The sequence below is a fragment of the Actinokineospora bangkokensis genome (assembly GCF_001940455.1).
Lineage (GTDB): Bacteria > Actinomycetota > Actinomycetes > Mycobacteriales > Pseudonocardiaceae > Actinokineospora > Actinokineospora bangkokensis.
This window is the reverse complement of the sequence record NZ_MKQR01000007.1, coordinates 84,473-101,195: the sequence shown is the minus strand read 5'-3', so window position 1 is coordinate 101,195 and position 16,723 is coordinate 84,473. Positions and strand designations below refer to the sequence as shown.

At 72.5% G+C, this 16,723-nt stretch carries 13 protein-coding genes; 8 read left to right on the top strand and 5 right to left on the bottom strand.

All coding sequences use genetic code 11. The features are described 5' to 3' along the window. The first annotated feature begins 71 nt into the window (after window positions 1–71). From BJP25_RS04745 to BJP25_RS04730, 4 genes are all read left to right on the top strand, one after another. Entirely contained in the window at window positions 72–407 is a 336-nt protein-coding gene (locus tag BJP25_RS04745; RefSeq protein ID WP_075973546.1) for an MmcQ/YjbR family DNA-binding protein, read from the top strand. Between the two features lie 158 nt (window positions 408–565). Further along, window positions 566–1,861 (top strand): lytic transglycosylase domain-containing protein, encoded by a 1,296-nt coding sequence (locus BJP25_RS04740; RefSeq protein WP_075973545.1) that lies wholly within the window; start codon window positions 566–568, stop codon window positions 1,859–1,861. 145 nt (window positions 1,862–2,006) lie between these two features. Continuing rightward, window positions 2,007–2,501, top strand: a complete 495-nt coding sequence (locus BJP25_RS04735; protein ID WP_075973544.1) for an amino-acid N-acetyltransferase — start codon at window positions 2,007–2,009, stop codon at window positions 2,499–2,501. A gap of 124 nt (window positions 2,502–2,625) precedes the next feature. Further along, window positions 2,626–3,078 (top strand): phospholipase, encoded by a 453-nt coding sequence (locus tag BJP25_RS04730; RefSeq protein ID WP_233157913.1) that lies wholly within the window; start codon window positions 2,626–2,628, stop codon window positions 3,076–3,078. 22 nt (window positions 3,079–3,100) lie between these two features. Here the strand turns inward: BJP25_RS04730 and BJP25_RS04725 are convergent, their stop codons facing one another. From BJP25_RS04725 to BJP25_RS04715, 3 genes are all read right to left on the bottom strand, one after another. Further along, window positions 3,101–3,490: a hypothetical protein gene (locus BJP25_RS04725; RefSeq protein ID WP_075973543.1), complete on the bottom strand. Its 390-nt coding sequence runs from the start codon at window positions 3,488–3,490 to the stop codon at window positions 3,101–3,103. 116 nt (window positions 3,491–3,606) lie between these two features. Further along, window positions 3,607–4,215 (bottom strand): DUF5684 domain-containing protein, encoded by a 609-nt coding sequence (locus tag BJP25_RS34500; protein ID WP_075973542.1) that lies wholly within the window; start codon window positions 4,213–4,215, stop codon window positions 3,607–3,609. A gap of 107 nt (window positions 4,216–4,322) precedes the next feature. Beyond that, window positions 4,323–6,848 carry an FtsK/SpoIIIE family DNA translocase gene (locus BJP25_RS04715; RefSeq protein ID WP_075973541.1) on the bottom strand — a complete coding sequence of 842 codons (2,526 nt, stop codon included), beginning with the start codon at window positions 6,846–6,848 and terminating at the stop codon, window positions 4,323–4,325. A 141-nt stretch (window positions 6,849–6,989) separates the two neighbouring features. Here BJP25_RS04715 and BJP25_RS04710 point away from each other — a divergent pair, with 141 nt between their 5' ends. The 4 genes from BJP25_RS04710 (at window position 6,990) to BJP25_RS04695 (ending at window position 13,480) form a co-directional block, all read left to right on the top strand. Beyond that, on the top strand, window positions 6,990–7,823 hold the full coding sequence (locus BJP25_RS04710) for a lysophospholipid acyltransferase family protein (protein WP_075973540.1): 834 nt from the start codon (window positions 6,990–6,992) through the stop codon (window positions 7,821–7,823). 241 nt (window positions 7,824–8,064) lie between these two features. After that, window positions 8,065–9,180, top strand: coding sequence for a S1 family peptidase (locus BJP25_RS04705; protein ID WP_143218926.1), 1,116 nt, complete (start codon window positions 8,065–8,067; stop codon window positions 9,178–9,180). A gap of 57 nt (window positions 9,181–9,237) precedes the next feature. Further along, a complete protein-coding gene (locus BJP25_RS04700) occupies window positions 9,238–10,878 on the top strand; it encodes a glycoside hydrolase family 13 protein (protein ID WP_075973538.1) in 1,641 nt (546 codons plus the stop codon). 343 nt (window positions 10,879–11,221) lie between these two features. Then, complete coding sequence (locus BJP25_RS04695; protein WP_075973537.1) at window positions 11,222–13,480, top strand: SulP family inorganic anion transporter; 2,259 nt, start codon at window positions 11,222–11,224, stop codon at window positions 13,478–13,480. Window positions 13,481–13,839: 359 nt separating this feature from the next. On the opposite strand, the gene BJP25_RS04690 is transcribed toward BJP25_RS04695, so the two are convergent. Together BJP25_RS04690 and dapA are read right to left on the bottom strand one after the other, a co-directional pair. Then, the gene (locus BJP25_RS04690; protein WP_075973536.1) at window positions 13,840–15,546 is read right to left on the bottom strand and encodes a ribonuclease J; all 1,707 of its coding nucleotides are present in this window, start codon (window positions 15,544–15,546) and stop codon (window positions 13,840–13,842) included. Then, the gene (gene dapA / locus BJP25_RS04685) at window positions 15,543–16,556 is read right to left on the bottom strand and encodes a 4-hydroxy-tetrahydrodipicolinate synthase (RefSeq protein ID WP_075973535.1); all 1,014 of its coding nucleotides are present in this window, start codon (window positions 16,554–16,556) and stop codon (window positions 15,543–15,545) included. The genes BJP25_RS04690 and dapA overlap by 4 nt, the downstream gene beginning before the upstream one ends. Between the last annotated feature and the right edge of the window lie 167 nt (window positions 16,557–16,723).

Sequence of the window (16,723 nt, the reverse complement as noted above, 5' to 3'; positions counted from 1 at the left end):
GACGACAGGGTAACCGCCGGGTTGCGCCCCCGGATCGCGCCCGGCCCTGTCACCGCGTGACAATCGGCGGGGTGGTGACCGAGGACGACGTGCGCCGGGCCGCGCTGGCCCTGCCCGGCACGAGCGAGAAGCCCTCCTACGGGACCCCGGGCTTCCGGGTGGGCGGCAAGCTGTTCGCCCGGCTGCGCGGCGACGGCAGCCTGCTGGTGGTGGTGGCCGACGAGTCCGAGAAGCACGCGCTCATCGCGGCCGACCCGGACCGGTTCTTCACGACCGCGCACTACGACGGGTACGCGTCGGTCCTGGTCAGGATGGCCGCGGTGGACCTCGACGGGCTCGCGGACGTCCTGCTGGAGGCGTGGCGGTTGCGCGCGCCGGCGGCGCTGGTGGCGGAGTTCGACGGGTGAGGCGTGCCAAAACTGTCCGTCAGGTACAAAACCCGGATGAGTGGTTCATCGGTCACCACCGGGTTTGCGACCAGGTTCAATCGTGACTAACAGGATCGGCCTCCGATGGTGCAGAGTGACGGGGCTCATCGTCGGCTGACCAGTGGGAGCTCCACGCCATGCCCAGGGGTAAGCACCGCAAGAAGCGCGCGATCCCGGCCACCGCGGCCGTCGTCGTCCCGGTGGCGATCGTCCTGGTCGCCACGACCGGTGACGGCGTCCAGCTGCCCGGGATGACCGGGGTGCAGGCCGTGCCGCCGGAGCTGTCGGTGCCGGTGCCCGCGTCGCTGAGCGTGCTCGCCGTGGACGGCTCGATGCCCACCGACCCCAACCTCAGCCCGGCGCTGGTCGACGCGGTGGTCGAGGGCCAGGACGTGCCCGCCCCGCAGTGGCCGACGGTCGACCTCGACCTCACCGAGGCGGACATGCCCGAGGTGGCCAAGCTCGCCTACGCGCGCGCCGAGCAGCTGCTGCGGGCCACCCAGCCGGGCTGCAAGGTCCGGTGGACGGTGCTGGCGGCCATCGGCCGGGTCGAGTCCGACCACGCCGCGGGCGGCGCCGTGGACGCCACCGGGCGCACCCTGACCCCGATCCTGGGCCCGGTGCTCGACGGCACCGGCACCGCGCAGGTCGCCGACACCGACCACGGCCGCTGGGACGGCGACGACCAGTGGGACCGCGCGGTGGGCCCGATGCAGTTCATCCCCGCCACGTGGGAGACCTACGGCGTCGACGGCAGCGGGGACGGCACCGCCGACCCGAACAACCTCTACGACGCGGCCGCCACCGCCGCCCGCTTCCTCTGCGCGGGCGGCACGGACATGTCGAACCCGATGGACGCGGCGCGGGCGATCTTCCGCTACAACCACTCCGACGACTACGTGCGCTCGGTCCTGACGATGACCACCACGTACGACCGCGGCGTGACCCAGCCCCCCACCCTCATCCCGCCGCCCAACCCGGCGTCCCCGCCCCCGGGCGTCGACGTCCGCGCGGGCGCGGTCCACGACCCCGGCGCCGTCCTGTCGGCGGCGGGCTCGACGGTGGCCCCGCAGGCGGGCAAGCTGCCCGGCGTGAACGTCCCCCCGGTCGCCGTGCCGCCGGTGACGGTGCCGGTGGCGCCGGGCGTGCAGGTCCCGGGCGTCCAGCTCCCCGGTGTCCAGGTGCCCGGTGTGCAGCTCCCCGGCGCCACGCAGCCGACGACGGTGCCCAAGCCTCCGGTCACCACCACCAAGCCCCCGGTGCAGACCACCACGCCGAAGCCCCCGGCGACCACAACCAAGCCGCCGGTGCAGACCACTACGCCCAAGCCCCCGGCGACGACCACGAAGCCCCCGGCGACGACGACCACCCGTCCCCCTCTGCCGGGCACCGACTGGTACGACTGGACCGTCTGGGTCCCCTGGATCCGCTGAGACCCCCTCCGCCCCGGCCGCGACCGGGGCGGAGCGCTGTCCGGGCCCGGCACGCGGGACGAACCGGGCGGGCGGCGGGCACGTGGTGGGCGACACCGCCCTCCCGCGGGTCGTGGCGGCGCGCGCACAACTAGATTGGCGGTTTGTGAAACCGCTCGTGCGCAGGGCCAGGACCACCGACGTCCGGGACATGAAGGCCGTGATCGACACCTACGTCGGGAAGGTGCTGCTGGCCAAGCCCTGGGTGACCCTGTACGAGGACATCCAGGAGTTCTGGGTCGCGGAGCTGGACGGGCGGCTGGTGGGGTGCGGGGCCCTGCACGTGCTGTGGGAGGACATCGCCGAGATCCGCACGATCGCGGTGCTGCCCGAGGCCAAGGGGTACGGGGTGGGGCACGCGCTGGCCGAGCAGCTCATCGCGGTGGCGCGCGAGCTGGGGTTGCAGCGGATCTTCGTGCTGACCTTCGAGACCGACTTCTTCGCCCGGCACGGGTTCGTCGAGATCGACGGGACCCCGGTCACCGACGAGGTGTACCAGGAGATGCGCCGGTCGATGGACGAGGGCGTGGCCGAGTTCCTCGACCTGGAGTACGTCAAGCCCAACACCCTCGGCAACACCCGCATGCTGCTCAAGCTGTAGTGGGTGGGGCCGCGGCGGTAGTGGGCGGGGCCGCCCGGACAGGGGTCCGGCGGGGTTCCCGGGGCGTGGTCGGCGGTGGGATCAATGGGGGGCCGGATTTCCCCACTCTCCGCGAGGAGTCACCGTGGCCACCTCCCCCCTGCGCCGCGCCCAGCGCGGTGCCGTCGCCTCGGCCGTCGCCGCGGTGGCGCTCGTCCTGGGCGCGGGCACCGCGTCCGCCGACCTGAGCCAGTCGCAGCTCCAGTCGACCACCGACACCTACCTGTTCAGCCAGAGCCTGTCGACGTTCCAGAGCACCCGCGCGGCGCGGCCCTACGCCTCCCAGCTCGACTGGTCGTCCGACGGCTGCTCCAACTCCCCGGACAACCCGTTCGGCTGGAACTTCGTCAAGGCCTGCTACCGGCACGACTTCGGCTACCGCAACTACAAGAAGCAGAGCCGGTTCACCGAGTCGAACCGCCTGCGCATCGACAACAACTTCAAGTCCGACCTCTACACCATCTGCGCGGGCAGCTCGACCTGCGAGGCGACGGCGAACGTCTACTACGCCGCCGTCCGCCAGTTCGGCAACAACTGAGGCCGGGTGGGGGCCGGGGCGCTCACGCCCCGGTCACCACCAGCGTCGCGATGGTGCCGGGGACGTCCAGGCGGACCAGGCGGACGGTGGACCGCCCGACCTGGGCGCTGGTGGCGAAGCGGTCGCTGGTGTGCAGTTCGGCGGCGCGGCCGTCGACGGTCACCTCGACGGTGGCGTCGCCCTCCCACACGCACTGCTTGCCCTGGGGGCAGCGGCTGTCCTGCACGAGCCGGGCGTAGCCCACCTGGGGGCCGCCCGCGGCCAGGGTCACGGCCTTGCCCCGCTCGACGGTGAACTCCTCGCCCGCGTTGGGGGCGGGGGTGGCGGGCGCGGAGGGCAGGGGCGACCCGGTGGCGGTCTGCCCGCAGGCGGCGAGCAGCAGCACGGCGATGACGAGACCGACGGTCCTCATGCCGTGAAGACGTACTCGCGCCGGGGCCCGGTTGCACGGCGCGCCACCTGTTCGTGGGGCGCCACCCCCGGACCGGGTGGCGCGGGCGCGCCCGACCCGGTCCGGGACGACAGCGGTCAGCCCCGGCCGTACCCGCCCTGCTGCGGGTAACCGCCCTGCTGGCCGTAGCCGCCCTGCTGGGGGTAGCCCTGCTGCTGCGGGTAGCCGCCCCGCTGGGGGTAGCCGCCCTGCTGGTAGCCCTGCTGCGGGTATCCGCCCTGCTGGTAGCCGCCCTGCTGGTACCCCTGCGGCTGGTAGCCCTGCGGCGCGCCGGGGTTCCCGTACTGGTGGCCCGCCCCGCCCGGGCCCACGTAGCGCGAGTCGCCGAAGCCGAGGACGAGGAAGGCGATGAACGGCAGGAACACCATCAGCACCACGAAGCCGGTGCCCCGGCCGAACGCCCTGGCCACGCCCGCGTAGGTGAGCACCAGGAAGACGATGTTGGCGACCGGGATGAGGAACAGGAAGAGCCACCACCACGGCTTGCCCGCGATCTTGAGCAGCACGACGGTGTTGTAGATCGGGACGATCGCGGCCCAGCCGGGCTCGCCCGCCTTGGTGAAGACCTTCCACAGGGCGATGACGCCGATGACGGCGAACACCAGGGAGATCAGCATGACGGCGATGAAGATCCCCCACGGGAAATCCACCGCCGCCGAGGTCGTGTAGTAGTCGTCGGGGGTCACGGGGCTGTCCTTCCGGAGACGTCGTGGTGTTGGTCGCCCACTACGACGTCCGGGTGACGGAAACCCGCTCTCCCGTTATGCCATCGAGACCTGGGGGCCCGCCCCGGTCACTCCCCGTCCTCGTCGTCGGCCACCGACACCGGCCCACCGCCCCGGATGGTGTAGAGCACCCCGTCGAGCTCGTCGGGCTTGATGAGCACGTCGCGGGCCTTGGACCCCTCCGAGGGGCCCACCACGCCGCGGGTCTCCAGCAGGTCCATCAGCCTGCCCGCCTTGGCGAAGCCGACCCGCAGCTTGCGCTGGAGCATCGAGGTGGAGCCGAACTGGGAGGTGACGATCAGCTCGGTGGCCTGGAGCAGCAGGTCCAGGTCGTCGCCGATGTCGGGGTCGATCTCCTTGGCCTCGCCCGCCTTGGCCGAGGTGACGCCGTCGGTGTAGTCCGGCTGCGCCTGCTCCTTGGTGAAGGCGACGACGGACATGATCTCCTCGTCGGAGACGTAGGCGCCCTGCACGCGCACCGGCTTGGAGGCGCCCATCGGCAGGTAGAGCCCGTCGCCCATGCCGATGAGCTTCTCCGCGCCCGGCTGGTCGAGGATGACCCGGGAGTCGGTCAGCGACGAGGTGGCGAAGGCCAGCCGGGACGGCACGTTGGTCTTGATCAGGCCGGTGACCACGTCCACCGACGGGCGCTGGGTGGCCAGCACCAGGTGGATGCCCGCGGCGCGGGCCTTCTGGGTGATCCGGACGATGGCGTCCTCGACGTCGCGCGGGGCGGTCATCATCAGGTCGGCCAGCTCGTCGACGATGGCCAGGATGTAGGGGTAGGGCCGGTACTCGCGCTCGCTGCCGGGCGGGGCGGTGATCTCGCCGGACTTCACCTTCTTGTTGAAGTCGTCGATGTGGCGCACCCGGTTGGCCTGCATGTCCTGGTAGCGCTGCTCCATCTCCTCCACCAGCCAGCTCAGCGCCGCCGCGGCCTTCTTGGGCTGGGTGATGATGGGGGTGATCAGGTGCGGGATGCCCTCGTAGGGGGTCAGCTCGACCATCTTCGGGTCGATGAGGATCATCCTGACCTCGTCCGGGGTGGCCCTGGCCAGCAGCGAGACGAGCATCGAGTTGACGAAGCTGGACTTGCCGGAGCCGGTGGAGCCCGCGCACAGCAGGTGCGGCATCTTGGCCAGGTTGGCCGTGATCATGTGGCCCTCGATGTCCTTGCCCAGGCCGACCACCATGGGGTGCCCGTCGCCCACGGCGGTGGTCGAGCGCAGCACGTCGCCGAGGCGGACCATCTCGCGGTCGGCGTTGGGCACCTCGATGCCCACCGCGGACTTGCCCGGGATGGGCGCGAGCAGCCGGACGTTGTCGGTGGCCACCGCGTAGGCGATGTTCTTGGTGAGCGCGGTGATCTTCTCGACCTTGACCCCCGGGCCCAGCTCCACCTCGTAGCGGGTGACCGTCGGGCCGCGGGTGAAGCCGGTGACCTGGGCGTCGACGTTGAACTGCTCCAGCACGCCGGTGATGGCCTCGATCATCGCGTCGTTGGCCTTGGACCGGGCCTTGGGCGCGTCGCCCGCGACCAGCAGCCCCGGGTCGGGCAGCCGGTAGTCGCCGTCGACGACGCGGGTGACGGTGATGGTGTCCGGGTCGCGCGGCGCCTCGGTGACCTGCGGGGTCTCCTTGACCTGGGCGGGCCTGGTGCGCGGCTTGGCCGGGGCGGGCTCGGTCGGCGGCGGTTCCAGCGCGAGGGTCTGCGCGGGGTCCTCGGCGGGGTCGGCCTTCCTGGCGCGCGGCTTGCGGGGCTTGAGCGGCGGCTCGGCCAGGTCGTCGCCACCGAGGTCGAACTCGTCGATGCCGAGGTGCTCGACCTCGTCGTCCTCGGGGTCGCGGCCCAGCTCGCGCAGCCGGGTGGGGATCTCGCGCACCGGGGTGCCGGTGAACACCAGCACGCCGAAGCCGAGCACCAGCACCAGCACCGGGATCGCGACCCAGGCGGTGACGCCCTTGGCCAGCAGGCCGCCGGAGAAGTAGCCCAGCGCGCCCCCGGCGTGCATGCGGCCGTCGTTGTCGGTGGGCTGGCCGTCGAACACGTGCAGCACGCCCAGCAGCGCGAGCACGACGAGCAGGGTGCCCACGGCGTAGCGGGGGCGCTTGTCCGGCTGCGGGTCGGTGCGCATGAGGATGACGCCGACGACGAACAGCGCGGGCGGCACGGCCACCGACAGCGCGCCGAACACCGTGCGCACGCCGATCTCCAGGCCCAGGCCGACCACGCCCGCGGCGTGCCAGTACACCGCCGCGCCGAGGACGAGGCCGAGGGCGATCAGGCCGAAGGCGACGCCGTCGCGGCGGTGCGCCGGGTCGAGCTCCTTGGTGCGCCCGATGGCGCGGGCCAGCGAGCCGACCCCCTTGGCCAGCCCACCCCAGATCGTCGCGATGACGCCCTTGCCCGGCGGGGGCGGCGGCGCCTTGCGGGCGGGCGCCTTGCGGGCGCTCGACCGCGCCGGGGTGGTCCTGGTGCCGGACTTGGCGCCACCCGCGCGGGTGGTGGACCCGGCGGGCTTGCGCGAGCCGCCCGCGGACGCCCGCGCGCGGCTGTTCCCGGTGCTCTTGGGCGTCGTGGAGCGGCTGGACATGCCCCCACGGTAGTCGCACCAGCCCCGCCTGCCCCGGCTTTCACCCGCGCAACGTGCGGCGCAGGCGTCCCGTGGCCCGGCGGCCGGGCGCGCGGCAACCCTGCCGGACCCGGCTGACCTGGGCCGTGCCATGCTTCGGCCATGGTTGCGCTGCGGGGCGACGTGGACGAGCCGACACGCCGGAGGAGGGCGATCTCCGACACCCCGGTGGTCTGGCGGGCGCTCAACGTGGTCGACCGGCTGCTGGTGCGCGGGGTGGGCAGGCTGGAGGTCACCGGCGAGTTCCCGGCCCACCTGGTCGGCAAGCCCGTGCTGGTGGCGGCCAACCACATCGGCATGTTCGACCCGATGGTGCTCATGGCCGCGGCGAAGACCCAGGGCTTCCTGCCCCGCTTCATGCTCACCGCGGGCCTGCTCGACGCCCCGGTGGTCGGCTGGTTGCTGCGCCGCAGCGGCCACCTGCGGGTGGACCGGGGCAAGGCCACCGTGCTCGACGCGTTCACCGTCGCGGTGGACACGCTCAAGACGGCCAAGGTGCCGCTGCTGGTCTACCCCGAGGGCCGGGTGACCCTGGACCCGGGGATGTGGCCGGAGAAGGGCAAGACCGGGGTGGCCAGGATGGCGCTGGGCGGTCGGGTACCGGTGGTGACGATCAGCCAGTGGGGCGCGCACGAGGCGGTGTACTGGGGGACCGAGTCGGTCGGCGGGTGGCAGGATGTCAAACCGCTGGTGACCTCGTTCCTGCGGGCGGTGCGCAGGCGCCCGGTGTTCAAGGTGCACTTCGGCGGCGAGGTCGACCTGTCCGACCTGTCGGCCACCAAGCCCGGCGACGCGATGCGCGCGCACAAGCGGATCATGCAGGCCATCACCGACGGCCTGGTGCCGCTGCGCCCGGACGAGCCGGACCTGCCCGCCTTCCACGACCCGACGCGGCCGACGACGGCCACGAGCCCGTGGAAGCCCGCACCGCGGTAGGCCGACGACCGAGAGGTTGAAGCCTCATTTTCCGCCGTTGACGTGCAAGTCCACCCCGCAGGCGCAGACCGGTCCGTCCAGGGGCGGGGGCCGACTCCGGGGTTTTCGGGCAACGACTCGGATTGGTCTGGTCCATTCCCGGCAACGGCGCTTGACCGGTTGGTGAACGGCTAACCATCCTCGCAGGTGAGCGCGCTCTCCCCTCCTCTCACCCTGCTGAGGAAAAGAGGCAACCCCCATGATGCGAACGACCCTGGCGCGCGCCGCCGCGTCCGGAGCCCTGGTCGCGGGCGCGCTGACGGCCGTCGCGGCGTCCCCCGCGACGGCCGTGCCCGCGTACTCCACCGGCCTGGTGCCCGCCGTGCAGCAGGCCTTCGGGCTCACCGCCGAGCAGGCGGTGGCCCGGCTCGACCAGGAGCGGGTGGCCGCCGCGGTCGAGGGCCCCGCGAAGGCCGCCGCGGGCAGCAGCTACGGCGGCTCGTGGTTCGACCCCCGCTCCGGCAGGCTCGTCGTGGCCCTGACCGACCAGTCCGCCGCGGCCGCGGTGCGCGCCACCGGCGCGGAGACGACCACCGCCACGCGCTCCGCGGCGGAGTTGGACCGGGCCAAGGCCGCCGTTGACGGCCTCGCCGCACCCGCAGGCGTGAGCGGGTGGCGCACCGACCCACGATCGGGCACCGTCGAGGTCACCGTGAACACCCCGGGCGCCGACGTGGACGCGTTCCTGGCCCGGGCGGGGGCCGTCGCGCCGGTGTCCGTCCGAAGTGGTCAGAAGCCCACGACGTTCGCCGCGGGCACCGTCGGCGGCGACCCGTACTACATCAACGGCAACGTGCGCTGCTCCATCGGCTTCTCGGTGCACGGCGGGTTCGTCAGCGCCGGGCACTGCGGCGGCGCGGGCGCGTCGGTGACGGGGTGGGACGGCTCCCGGATCGGCAACTTCGCCGCCTCGCAGTTCCCCGGCGACGACATGGCCTACGTGCCGGTGGGCGGCGGTTGGTGGACCGTGCCCGTCGTCCTGGGCTGGGGCGCGGTGTCCGACCAGCTGGTGCGCGGGTCGAACGAGGCCCCGGTCGGCGCGTCCATCTGCCGCTCCGGGTCCACGACCCACTGGCACTGCGGCACCGTCCTGGCCAAGAACGAGACCGTGAACTACAGCCAGGGCGCGGTCTACCAGATGACCAAGACCAGCGTGTGCGCCGAGCCGGGCGACTCCGGCGGGTCGTTCATCAGCGGCGACCAGGCCCAGGGCGTGACCTCCGGCGGCTGGGGCAACTGCTCCTCCGGCGGCGAGACCTGGTACCAGCCGGTGAACGAGATCCTGGGCCGGTACGGGCTGACCCTGCAGACCGCCTGACCCACCGCGGGGCCCCGGGCGGGTGCGGACCGCCCGGGGCCCCTGTTCACTGGGGGCATGAGCGAACCCTGGTGGAAGAGCGCTGTGGTGTACCAGGTCTACCCCCGCAGCTTCGCCGACTCCGACGGCGACGGCGTCGGCGACCTGCGCGGGGTGGAGTCCAAGCTCGACCACCTGGCGGAGCTGGGCGTGGACGTGGTGTGGCTGTCGCCGGTGTACCCCTCGCCGCAGGACGACAACGGCTACGACATCAGCGACTACCAGGACATCGACCCCACCTTCGGCACCCTGGCCGACTTCGACCGGCTGCTGGCCGCCGTGCACGCCCGCGGCATGAAGCTGGTGATGGACCTGGTGGTCAACCACACCTCCGACGAGCACCCGTGGTTCGTCGAGTCGCGGTCGAGCCGGGACAACCCCAAGCGCGACTGGTACTGGTGGCGGCCTGCGCGGGAGGGCATGGCGGCGGGCGCGCCGGGGGCCGAGCCGACGAACTGGACGTCGTTCTTCTCCGGCCCCGCGTGGGAGCTGGACGAGGCCACCGGTGAGTACTACCTGCACCTGTTCTCCCGCAAGCAACCCGACCTCAACTGGGAGAACCCCGAGGTGCGGGCCGCGGTGCACGCGATGATGCGGTGGTGGCTCGACCGCGGCGTGGACGGGTTCCGCATGGACGTCATCAACATGATCTCCAAGGACACCGCGCTGCCCGACGGCCCCGGGGGCGACGGGTCCGCCCACTACCTGCACGGGCCCCGGTTGCACGAGTTCCTGCAGGAGATGCACCGCGAGGTCTTCGCCCACTACCAGGGCCGCACGATGACCGTCGGGGAGATGCCCGGGGTGACCGTCGACCAGGCGCGGCTGCTCACCGACCCGGCGCGCGGCGAGGTCGACATGGTCTTCCAGTTCGAGCACGTGCAGCTCGACCAGGGCCCGTCCAAGTGGGACGTGCGCGGGCTGGACCTGCGCGACCTCAAGGCGTCGTTCGGGCGCTGGCAGGCCGGGCTCGCGGACGTGGGGTGGAACAGCCTCTACTGGAACAACCACGACCAGCCGCGGGTGGTCTCGCGCTTCGGCGACGACGGCGAGCACCGGGTGCGCTCGGCCAAGCTCCTCGCCACGGTGCTGCACCTGCACCGCGGCACGCCCTACGTCTACCAGGGCGAGGAGATCGGGATGACCAACTACCCGTTCACCTCCGGCGAGCAGTTCCGCGACATCGAGTCGGTGAACCACCACGCGCTCGCGGGCGACGCGGCGCTGCCCGGGCTGCGCGCGATGAGCCGGGACAACGCCAGGACGCCCGTGCAGTGGGACGGGTCGGCGCACGCGGGATTCACCACGGGCACGCCGTGGCTCCCGGTGAATCCGAACTACCACGAGGTGAACGCGGCCGCAGCGCGAGCCGACGCAGATTCGGTGTACCACCACTACCGCGCGCTCATCGAGTTGCGCCACTCGGATCCGACGGTCGTGCACGGCGATTTCGAGCTGCTCCTCCCGAATGACCCGAACGTGTATGCCTTCTCGCGTTCACATGCCGGTTCGACGCTGCTGGTGCTGGCCAACTTCGGCGTCGAGCCGCAGCGCCCCGACCTCGGTTTCCCCTGGTGGGAGGCCACGTTGGTGCTGGGGAACCACCCGGGTGGCGGACCCGAGCTGCGACCGTGGGAGGCCCGCGTCTACCGACGGTGAAGGTAAAGGAAGGGCAATCACTCAGTCAGTGGTTGTTGCAAGTTGCGAATGGCGGCACGCCGACCCCGGGGTGCGCCGGAGTTGCCTTGTCAGCCGCACGTTTGTTTGCGTGACCGTCACAAAAGAACGGCTACACTTCTGAGAGCTGGAACACACTCCATTGGGCCAATGGGGTGAATACTGGCCGGAGATGTGCCGAACCGGAACCTCCGTGGGTAAAGATCCGTTTACTCGACGAACGCGGCACCCTGTGTCATCTTCGTCACGATGTGCACACGGTCACTCGCAGCCCGTGCAACGACGCACAGCAACCACTGACACCGCAAGCTCAGGAGGTACCCCCATGGGTGCAGCACGCACCGACGCCCACGCCCCGCCGCAGGGCGGCATCGGGACGTGGCTGAAGCGGGACGCCCGCCACGACGTCCCCGCTTCGTTGGTCGTGTTCCTCGTCGCCGTCCCGCTCTCGCTGGGCATCGCCGCGGCGTCGGGCGCCCCGGTCATGGCCGGGCTCATCGCCGCCGTCGTCGGCGGCATCGTCGCCGGGTCGCTCGGCGGTTCCCCCCTCACGGTCAGCGGCCCCGCGGCCGGGCTGACCGTCGTCGTCGCCGGGCTGGTCGACCAGTTCGGCTGGACGACCACCTGCCTCATCACCGTCCTCGCAGGCGCGCTGCAACTGCTGCTCGGCGCCTGCCGCGTCGGCCGCGCCGCGCTGGCCATCTCCCCCACCGTCGTGCACGCGATGCTCGCGGGCATCGGCGTCACCATCGTCCTGGGCCAGCTGCACGTCCTGCTCGGCGGCGCCGCCGGGTCCAGCGCCTGGGAGAACATCTCCGAGCTGCCGAGCCAGCTGGTGAACCTGCACGGCCCCGCCGCCTTCATCGGCCTCGGCGTGATCGCCCTGCTGCTCATCTGGCCGAAGCTGCCGCCCAAGGTCCGGGCGATCCCCGGCCCGCTGGTGGCCATCACGCTCGTCACCGCCATCGCCTCGCTCGCCGCGCTGACCCTCGCGCGCGTCGACCTGCCGGACAACCCGCTGTCCGCGATCACGCTGCCGACCCTGCCCGAAAGCGGGCAGTGGGGCGCGTTCGCCCTCGGCGTCGTCACCATGACCATCATCGCCAGCGTCGAGAGCCTGCTCTCGGCCGTCTCGGTCGACAAGATGCGCGAGGGCCACCGCTCCAACCTCGACCGCGAGCTGATCGGCCAGGGCGCGGGCAACCTGGGCTCCGGCATGCTGGGCGGCCTGCCCATCACCGGCGTCATCGTCCGCTCCTCGACCAACGTCCGGGTCGGCGCGCGCACCCGCGCCTCGGCGATCCTGCACGGCGTGTGGGTGCTGCTGTTCACCGCGCTGCTGGTCGGCCTGGTGGAGCAGGTGCCCATGGCCGCGCTGGCCGGTCTGCTGGTGCACATCGGCATCCAGCTGGTGAAGGTCGCGGACATGCGCGTCGCCCGCAAGCACGGCGAACTGCACGTCTACGTCATCACCGTGCTCGGCGTGGTGTTCCTGAACCTGCTTGAGGGCGTGCTGATCGGCGTGGCCGTGGCCGTGCTGGGCATGCTGCGCCGCGTCGTGTGGGCCCGGGTCCGCGTCGAGGAGGACGAGGAGCCCAACCACTACTCGGTCATCGTCGAGGGCACGCTGAGCTTCCTGTCGGTGCCCCGGCTCTCCCGGGTGCTCGCCCAGGTCCCCAGCGGCGCCCACGTGACCGTGGAGCTGGTGGTCGACTACCTCGACCACGCCGCCTACGAGCACCTGGCCACCTGGCGGGCCACCCACGTCGGCCAGGGCGGCACCGTCGTCGTCGAGGAGATCGGCGGCCCCGGCACCACCGCGGCCAAGGAGCAGCACAAGCCGGGCAACCGGATCTTCCTGGCCTGGTCGCAGTGGCAGGACGAGGAGCCGGAGATCCCGGTGCAGGAGCGCCGCGACCCGCTGGTCGCCGGTGCCCGCGAGTACCACCGGCGCAGCGCGCCGCTGGTGCGCCCGCAGCTGGAGAAGCTGGCCGCCTCGCAGGCCCCGCACGCGCTGTTCCTCACCTGCGCCGATTCCCGGATCGTGCCGAACGTGATCACCACCTCCGGCCCTGGTGACCTGTTCACCATCCGCAACGTCGGCAACCTGGTGCCCGGCCCGGACTCCGAGGACGAGTCGGTGCACGCCGCCGTGCAGTACGCGGTGGTCAACCTGGGCGTGCCCACCATCGTCGTCTGCGGCCACTCCCGCTGCGGCGCGATGACCGCCGCCCTGTCCTCCGACGCCATCGACGGCGCGGTGGGCCGCTGGCTGCGCTGGGCCTCCGACAGCGTCAGCAAGTGGCGGGCGGGCCACCCCCTCGGCACCGCCGCCGCCGAGGACGGCTGGTCCGAGGTCGACCAGCTCGCCATGGTGAACGTCGCCGTCCAGCTCGAATCCCTCAAGCAGATCCAGGACGTCCGCGACGCGGACGTGCGCCTGGTGGGCCTGTTCTTCGACATCCCCACCGGCACCCTGCTCATGCTCGACGCCGACGCCCAGAAGTTCACCCCCATGCCCGGCGACCGGGCGTCCCTCCTGCCCGCCTCCACCAACGGCCAGGCCCCCTCAGTGGTCTCCTGACCTGACAGCAGCACGACACCCAGGGTGACCCCCGTCACGGATCCCGGGACCCACGCGATGCACCCATCACGTGAACCCGGACCCGTGAAGGGGGTCACCCCATGTCCAGCACCCGAGACCAGCGCAGGGCCCGCAACGCCCTCCTCCGCCAACTGGCCGCGGCCACCGTCGCCGTGGTCATCGCCGCTGCCAAGCGCTAGCCACCCAAGCCGGCCCTGTCCGCACCCCCACCCCCCAGCCACCCGCTGTCCTTCTCCCTGCCCCCAACGCAACCACCCCCGCAACCGGCGGCCGGTTACGGGGGTGCTCGATGCGGTGGTTGTGCTTGGTCCGGGGGGCGACACACCCCCCAGGGCACCTCACACAGGGATGACCGTGGGCACGATCATCGGCCGCCGCCGGTAGGTGTCCGCGACCCAGCGCCCCACGACCCGCCGCACCGACTGCGCGATCCGGTGGGTGTCGGTGATGCCCTCGCTCTCGGTGTGCGACAGCTCCATCTCCACCAGCGACACCACCGCGTCCAGCGCCTTGGGGTCGTCGGAGAAGCCGCGCCCGGAGATCGTCGGCGGCGACACCGCCCGCCCGGTCGCGGACTCCACCACCACCGTGATCGCGATGAACCCGCCCTCGCCCAGCACCAGCCGGTCCGACAGCGTGGACTCGCCCACGTCGCCGACGGACAGGCCGTCGACGTAGACGTGCCCCACGTCGACCCGCCCGGAGATCGCGGCCCGGCCGTCGACCATGTCGACCACCACGCCGTCCTCGGCGATGACGACGTGGTCCTCGGGGACACCGGTCTTGACCGCCAGGGCGGCGTTGGCGCGCAGGTGGCGCCACTCGCCGTGCACGGGCATGACGTTGCTGGGGCGCACGGCGTTGTAGAGGAACAGCAGCTCGCCCGCGGGGGCGTGGCCGGAGACGTGCACCTTGGCGTTGCCCTGGTGCACGACCTCGGCGCCGAGCCGGACCAGGCCGTTGACCACGCCGAAGACGGCGTTCTCGTTGCCCGGGATGAGGGAGCTGGCCAGCACGACGGTGTCGCCGGGGCGGATGGAGATCTGCCGGTGCTCGCCGCGGGCCATCCTGGACAGGGCGGACAGCGGTTCGCCCTGCGAGCCGGTGGAGACGAACAGGACCTGCTCCTCGGGCATGGCCATCGCCTCGTCGAGGTTGACCAGCAGCCCCGCCGGGACGTTGAGCAGGCCCAGGTCGGCGGCGATGCCCATGTTGCGCACCATCGAGCGGCCCACCAGGGCGACCCGGCGGCCGTGCGCGACGGCGACGTCGAGCACCTGCTGGACGCGGTGCACGTGGCTGGCGAAGCAGGCGACGATCACCCGCTGGTCGGCGCGGGCGATGACCCCGTCGAGCACCGGGCCGATCTCGCGCTCGGAGATGACGAAGCCGGGCACCTCGGCGTTGGTGGAGTCGACCAAGAACAGGTCGACGCCCTCGTCGCCGAGCCGGGAGAAGCCCGCCAGGTCGGTCAGCCGCCCGTCGAGGGGCAGCTGGTCGAGCTTGATGTCCCCGGTGTGCAGGGCCACCCCCGCCGGGGTGCGGATGGCCACGGCCAGCGCGTCGGGGATGGAGTGGTTGACGGCGAAGAACTCGCAGTCGAACTCGCCGTAGGCCACCCGGTCGCCCTCGCTGACCTCGCGCAGCACCGGGTTGAGCCGGTGCTCCTTGCACTTGGCCGCGACCAGGGCGAGGGTGAACCGCGAGCCCACCACCGGCAGGTCGGGGCGCTGGCGCAGCAGGAACGGCACCGCGCCGATGTGGTCCTCGTGGCCGTGGGTGAGGACCAGGGCGTCGATCTCGCCCATCCGGTCCTCGATGGCCCGGAAGTCGGGCAGGATCAGGTCGACGCCGGGCTGCTGGTCCTCGGGGAAGAGCACCCCGCAGTCGACGATGAGCAGGTGGCCGCCGTACTCGAACACGGTCATGTTGCGCCCGACCTCGCCGATGCCGCCGAGCGCGACGACGCGCAGGGCGCCATCGGGCAGCGGGGGCGGCGGGGTGGTCGGCCACTTGCCGGACTTGGGCTGGCTGCTGGGGCTCACTGGTGCACCGTCCCGGCGCTGGTGTGGGTGGTCGTGGGGATGTAGGCGGCGTTGGCGTCGGCGTGCGCGATGCGGGCCCCCGCCAGGTGCTGCTGGGGGCTCTCGGCCAGCGGCACGCCCGCCTCGGCCAGGTCGCCCGCGATGGCGGTGAGCTGCTCGGCGGTGGCGGGCACCAGCGGCAGCCGCGGGTCGCCCGCGTCCTGGCCGCGCAGCCGCAGCGCGGCCTTGGCGAAGATCACCCCGCCGACCCGGCTGAACGCCCGCAGCACCGGCAGCAGTCCGTTGTGGATGTTGCGGGCGCTGGTGACGTCACCGCTGTCGTAGCTGTCCACCATGGACCGCAGCCTGCCCGCGACGACGTGCCCCACCACGCTGACGCAGCCGACGCCGCCCAGCGACAGCCACGGCAGGTTGAGCGCGTCGTCGCCGGAGTAGTAGGCCAGGTCGGTGCTCGCGATCACCTGGGCGCCCGCGTACAGGTCGCCCTTGGCGTCCTTGACCGCCTGGATGCGCGGGTGCTCGGCCAGCCTGCGCAGGGTGTCGACCTCGATGGGCACGACCGAGCGCGGCGGGATGTCGTAGAGCATGACGGGCAGGCCGGTGGCGTCGGCCACGGCGGTGAAGTGCGCCAGCAGCCCCGCCTGCGGCGGCCGGGAGTAGTAGGGGGTGACGACCAGCAGCCCGTGCGCCCCGGCCGCCTCGGCCGCGCGGGCCAGGTGCACGCTGTGCGCGGTGTCGTAGGTGCCCACCGACCCGACCACGGTCGCCCGGTCGCCCACGGCGGCCACCACGGCCCGGACCAGGTCGGCCTTCTCCTGGTCGGTGGTGGTGGGCGACTCGCCGGTGGTGCCGTTGACGATCAACCCGTCGTTGCCGAGCTCGACCAGGTGCTCGGCGAGCGCCTGGGCCCGGTCCAGGTCCAGGGCCCCGGCGGCGGTGAACGGGGTGGCCATGGCGGTCAGCACCCGTCCGAACGGCCGTCCCGGGGCGGCGGTGGGGCATGCGGTCATGGGGAGAACGCTACCTGCTCGCCCGGTTCCCGCCGTTCCCCACCTGCACCTCCGGCGCCGGGCCGCCGCGCGGTCGTGCCCGGCGCGGACCCGCCGCGGCGGCCCGGCGCGGCGAAGATCGAAATCCTGCGCCGCGAGCGGGCCGGTGTGGAGGAAGTCCGCCCGCG

Bases quoted from the DNA above. Each gene is read 5' to 3' on its own strand.
- BJP25_RS04695 (WP_075973537.1), top strand. From the start codon at position 11,222: ATGGGTGCAGCACGCACCGACGCCCACGCCCCGCCGCAGGGCGGCATC.
- dapA (WP_075973535.1), bottom strand. From the start codon at position 16,556: ATGACCGCATGCCCCACCGCCGCCCCGGGACGGCCGTTCGGACGGGTG.
- BJP25_RS04710 (WP_075973540.1), top strand. From the start codon at position 6,990: ATGGTTGCGCTGCGGGGCGACGTGGACGAGCCGACACGCCGGAGGAGG.
- BJP25_RS04700 (WP_075973538.1), top strand. From the start codon at position 9,238: ATGAGCGAACCCTGGTGGAAGAGCGCTGTGGTGTACCAGGTCTACCCC.
- BJP25_RS04715 (WP_075973541.1), bottom strand. From the start codon at position 6,848: ATGTCCAGCCGCTCCACGACGCCCAAGAGCACCGGGAACAGCCGCGCG.
- BJP25_RS04725 (WP_075973543.1), bottom strand. From the start codon at position 3,490: ATGAGGACCGTCGGTCTCGTCATCGCCGTGCTGCTGCTCGCCGCCTGC.
- BJP25_RS04705 (WP_143218926.1), top strand. From the start codon at position 8,065: ATGCGAACGACCCTGGCGCGCGCCGCCGCGTCCGGAGCCCTGGTCGCG.
- BJP25_RS04740 (WP_075973545.1), top strand. From the start codon at position 566: ATGCCCAGGGGTAAGCACCGCAAGAAGCGCGCGATCCCGGCCACCGCG.